The sequence below is a fragment of the Microcoleus sp. genome (assembly GCF_041354475.1).
GTDB lineage: Bacteria > Cyanobacteriota > Cyanobacteriia > Cyanobacteriales > Microcoleaceae > Microcoleus.
In genome coordinates, this window is sequence record NZ_JBGJZU010000080.1 from 1 (window position 1) to 4,932 (window position 4,932).

At 43.9% G+C, this 4,932-nt stretch carries 4 protein-coding genes; 2 read left to right on the forward strand and 2 right to left on the reverse strand.

Annotated features, from left to right (window positions below):
* Window positions 1-260: 260 nt before the first annotated feature.
* Window positions 261-1,484, reverse strand: coding sequence for a glycosyltransferase (locus ACBR23_RS23245; protein WP_371118747.1), 1,224 nt, complete (start codon window positions 1,482-1,484; stop codon window positions 261-263).
* A 67-nt stretch (window positions 1,485-1,551) separates the two neighbouring features.
* Window positions 1,552-2,403 (reverse strand): 16S rRNA (cytidine(1402)-2'-O)-methyltransferase, encoded by an 852-nt coding sequence (rsmI, locus tag ACBR23_RS23250; RefSeq protein WP_371118748.1) that lies wholly within the window; start codon window positions 2,401-2,403, stop codon window positions 1,552-1,554.
* A 49-nt stretch (window positions 2,404-2,452) separates the two neighbouring features.
* Between rsmI and ACBR23_RS23255 the strand changes: the two genes are divergently transcribed.
* Together ACBR23_RS23255 and ACBR23_RS23260 are read left to right on the forward strand one after the other, a co-directional pair.
* Window positions 2,453-3,310 carry a PfkB family carbohydrate kinase gene (locus tag ACBR23_RS23255; RefSeq protein ID WP_371118749.1) on the forward strand — a complete coding sequence of 286 codons (858 nt, stop codon included), beginning with the start codon at window positions 2,453-2,455 and terminating at the stop codon, window positions 3,308-3,310.
* A 304-nt stretch (window positions 3,311-3,614) separates the two neighbouring features.
* Window positions 3,615-4,739, forward strand: a complete 1,125-nt coding sequence (locus ACBR23_RS23260) for a cupin-like domain-containing protein (protein WP_340518659.1) — start codon at window positions 3,615-3,617, stop codon at window positions 4,737-4,739.
* Window positions 4,740-4,932: the final 193 nt, after the last annotated feature.

The following is a 4,932-nucleotide window of genomic DNA, read 5'->3' on the forward strand; positions in this document are numbered from 1 at the left end:
CCCACTGTTCGTTACTTAAGTCTCCTCGGTTCATGAGCGTTAAGTGGTTGCGATCGCCTATTTTCCAGTATACAACGAGTTTGAAAACACGCCCTAGCCCCCCCCAAGGGGGGAAGGGGGACTTTGAAAAGACTCCTATCCCCCCCTTCTTAAGGGGGGCTAGGGGGGATCTAGATTTAATAGTCTTGCCAGCAGTCTCTGACTGGGTTTGACGTTAAGTTGACACTAATGGGCATTGCCGTGTCCCTACTGTGGGCATCTTACTTAGCTATAAACTTTGTGAGTTCGCCGAGATGTTGCTGAATCGCATTTATCCCGCGCAGGTGCGAAAGATGTGAACCTCCGTACAAGAAGCTATTCAAGCTAACTTGATAGTTTTGCTGAACTGCTAAATCCAGCCACAAATTGTTAACAACATCTCCGGGTTTGTAGTCGGGAATGTTGTGCTGATAGTAGGGAAAACTGTCAATGCAAGTATTGAAAAAGTTCTTGCGCCCGCAATGCTTTAAATACTGATATCGCGGTTTGAATTCTGTCCGATTTTCCAATACAGTATATATAGTATCGGCGAGAGATTCTGGATCGAATTTAGCGTAAAGCCCTGCACCTTCTGGGAAAACAGGTGCGTTTCCTCTGGCGTATTGATTGAATTCTTGGAAGCAAATTACTGGTATGTTGCAACTCATAGCTTCCATGATGGCTCGGTTTTTTCCTTCGAGGAGGGAACCGAGGACAAATGCTTTTGCTCGCGAATAATAAGCGGGCATTTCGTTGTAGTAGTCTACTCTCGGCAATAAATTGATGTAGTCGAAGGGATTGGTTAAAATTGTCTCGATTTGTCGCCATTCGTTTAAGGCAGATTCGTCAAGGCTGTTGATGTTGTTAACATCAAAGTCGTGTCCACTGAGAATTGTTAATTTTATCGGTTTTTGCGGGTGTTTTTGGCGGTATATTTTTAAGGCTTTGGCAATTATCGGTAAGTTCTTTTCTTCGGAGATGCGGGCGACGGCGAGTAAGTCGATGTCTTTTTCTGGGACATTCCTGGGGGAAATCCAGTATTCGTTGATGAAGTCGCAGTCTTGTAATGGTATAGTTGGTTTGTGTGCGCGATCAGGATAAGTTTCACGAAACCATTTATCCCGCTGCGGGTTTGTGTACAAGCTGGAGTAAGCATCGGCTATCGGCGCCCAAGAATATCCAATCCAGGGAACAAAGGTAAAGGAATGAAAGACTGATGATAATCCGGGAAATAGTTTGTTGATGAGTTCGACTGCTTCGCTGAAGTAAATTCCTTTGATGAATTTTCCTTCGTAAAACAAAGGGGGAAGCAAGACGTAAAAACTGACGGTATCGAAGCGGTGGGGTTGATCCTCAAATATCTCCCAGGTAAAGGCGTCTAAGTCTGCATAAATCTCGGCAATTGGTTTGTTGATGTGGGGGTTGCGTAAATATGGTTTTTGTCGATCGTAGTTGCCGCGTGCCATAGGTTTTTCTAGTATGATTGTAGGTATTATTCCAACTCGGTCTCGTGCATTCCTTCTATTATAATCATTAACTGTCGTCTAGTGTCAGGGCGAGTTGGTAGATTTGGCGGCGGGGAAGGGAGGTTTGTTGGGCTAGTTGGCGGCTGGCTTGGGAACGGCTTATTCCTTCTTTGATTAATGTTTGTAATTCGGCTTTGATGGCGTCTTCGGAGAATACTGGGGCTGCTGTTTGGAGGCCGCCGATGATGAGGGTAAATTCTCCTTTGGGTTCATTATTTGTGTAAAGTTCGATCGCACTTTCGATACTACCACGCCAAAACTCTTCGTGCATCTTGGTCAATTCTCTCGCCAGTACAATCTGTCTATCGCTTCCCAGACTATTTGCTAAATCTTGTAAAGTTTGTCGCAATCGGTGCGGAGATTCGTATAAAATAATGGTGCGGGATTCTATTTGCAAAGCTTCTAAACTTTGTTGGCGTTCTTGACCTTTAGCGGGCAAGAAACCTTCAAATACAAATCTGTCGGTGGGTAATCCTGATGCACTGATTCCTACTATGCAAGCACAGGCTCCGGGAATGGGGATGATGTTAATATTAGCATCAGCGCAAGCTTTGACTAACTCGGAACCAGGATCGGAAATTCCGGGCATTCCAGCATCTGTAACTAGGGCGATATCTTTGCCTAAAAGCAGTTTGTCGATGAGTTCGGGAAGTCGTTGATGTCGGTTGTGTTCGTGATAGCTGATTTGGGGAGTTTGGATTTGGAAATGTTGCAAAAGTTTACCTGTATGGCGAGTATCTTCCGCGGCAATCAAGTCGGCTGCTTGCAAAATTTTGATGGCGCGAAAAGTCATGTCTTCCAGGTTGCCGATCGGGGTTCCGACGATGTAAAGTGTTCCTGTATGGGGATTTGCTTGCATTTTAAGATGTAGATTTTTTCACCGCAGATAAACGCGGATTAACGCAGATATGAAAACGGGATTGTTTTTGGGATTGGGGACTTTGGATTTAATTTATTTAGCCCAGAAGCCTCCTGGTGAAAATCAGAAAGTTGTTGCTTCCGATTGTACCATTGCAGCGGGCGGGCCGGCGGCGAATGCTGCGGTGACTTTTGGTTATTTGGGGAATAGGGCGATATGGGCTGGGGTTTTGGGCACTCATGCGATCGCCCAATTAATTAAAAATGACCTGGCTGAGTATAATGTGAGGATAATCGATTTAGGACTGAGGCGATCGGACCCACCGCCAGTTTCTTCAATTATTGTAACTCAAGGAACCGGAGAGCGATCGGTAATCTCGATGAATGCTACAAAATCCCAGGTTGACACTCAAACAATTAACCCCGATATTTTAACATCCGTTAATATTGTCCTGATAGACGGACACCAAATATTAGCCAGCACACAAATTGCTAAAATTGCCAAGTCCCAGAACATCCCAATGGTACTCGACGGAGGCAGTTGGAAACCAGGATTAGACGAAATATTACCATTTATCGAATGGGCTATATGCTCCGATAATTTTCATCCACCCAACTGCTACAACCCAGAAGAAGTGTTTGCTTATTTATCAGCAGCCGGAATTCCAAATATTGCCATCACTCGTGGCGAAAAACCAATTTCATACCTCAGCAAAGGCAACTATGGCAGTTTAGAAATACCTCCAATTCAAGCCACAGACACTTTAGGTGCTGGCGATATTTTTCACGGAGCTTTTTGTCACTACATTCTGCAAAAAAACTTTACAGACAGTCTCAGCTCAGCCGCCAAAATCGCTGGGGATTCCTGCCAACAATTCGGAACCCGTAGCTGGATGAAAAATAGTTAATCTTCAAGTAAAAATTACCAAAATATCCGGGAAAAACCACTCCCAGCCAGAAAACTTTAACAGACAACACTCCCTAAGTTAAAATCATAAAAACAACCCCGACAAAAATTGTAAACTTCATCCCAATCTTCCTTCGCGTCCTTTGCGCCTTCGCGGTTCGATAAAATTGCTATATTAGTCCCAAAACAACATACCCGAATCATGCAAAAATTGTAAACTTCATCCCAATCTTCCTTTGCGCCCTTTGCGCCTTCGCGGTTCGCTAAAATAGCTATACTTAGTCCCAAAACAACATACCAAAATCATGCCTGATACCCAACCCCTAACCATCACACTTCCCCCTTTGCGGATTACCATGACTGACCAACAGCAGGTTAATCTAGAATGGCTGACGCAAAACCTGCAAAATCTACTTACTCCAAGCAAAAAAGAAGTCCCCGACAACATGAGACAGTGGGTAGCAGCCAACAAATTATTAAATAAACCCGATGCCGAAATCATTCAAGCCCTAGTAAGTACCGGTATAGATGCAGAAACAGCCACAGCAGAAGTCCGGGAAATATCCTCTCACCCCTACTTCCAAGCAGGTAATCAATACGTGCAGTTATTGCAGAAATTAGAATCCCAACTTAGCATTAACAATCAATTAGCATCCCTGTCTGCAAAATACGGGACAATCGAACGTAAAAGCAGCCTTTCGCGAGAATATTTCCTAGAAAATTACTACGCCAAAAATACGCCAGTAATTATTACCAACATCATGCACAATTGGAAAGCGTTGCAATTGTGGACACCGGAGTATTTGCAGCAAAAATACGGCGATGCAGAGGTGCAAATTCAAGTCAACCGGAACTCTGACCCAGATTACGAAATTAAGATCGAAAATCACAAAAAAACTGTATTATTCCGCGAATACGTGGATATGGTCGTCAATGGTGGCCCCACCAATGACTGCTACATGGTTGCTAACAACCAAACTCTGGAAAGAGCGGAATTCAAACCTCTATTCAATGACATCGAAATTTTCCCAGAATACTTAAATCCTGCGGAAACAAGCGGCAGAGTTTTCTTTTGGTTCGGTCCAAAAGGTACGATTACGCCACTACACCATGACCCAGTTAATTTAATTTTAGCGCAAGTTTCGGGTCGGAAATTAATTAAATTAATTTGTCCCCAACAAACACCTCTGCTTTACAATCATGTGGGCGTTTTTAGTAAGGTTGATGGCGAAAATCCCGACTATGAAAAGTATCCTCTTTACAGAGAGGCGAAAATCATTGAAGTGATTTTGGAACCGGGAGAAGCTATCTTTATTCCTGTGGGTTGGTGGCATCATGTAAAATCCTTGGATGTGAGTATTTCGGTTTCGTTTACTAATTTTGTATTTCCCAATTATTATGAGTGGAAATATCCTCATATTAATTGGTAATTTTCAGGGGCGGGCACGGAGCACCGCCCCTACAGGAGGCGTTTTCTCTCGTTTCTCTCGTTACTAGGCTCTGCCTAGTAACGCATATCTAGAGGCTCTGCCTCGGATTATACTAACAGGAAGAAGGAGGCAGAGCCTCCGGGCAGGCATTCCCAGGCAGAGCCTGGGAACGAGTATGATTAAGCTAATATCT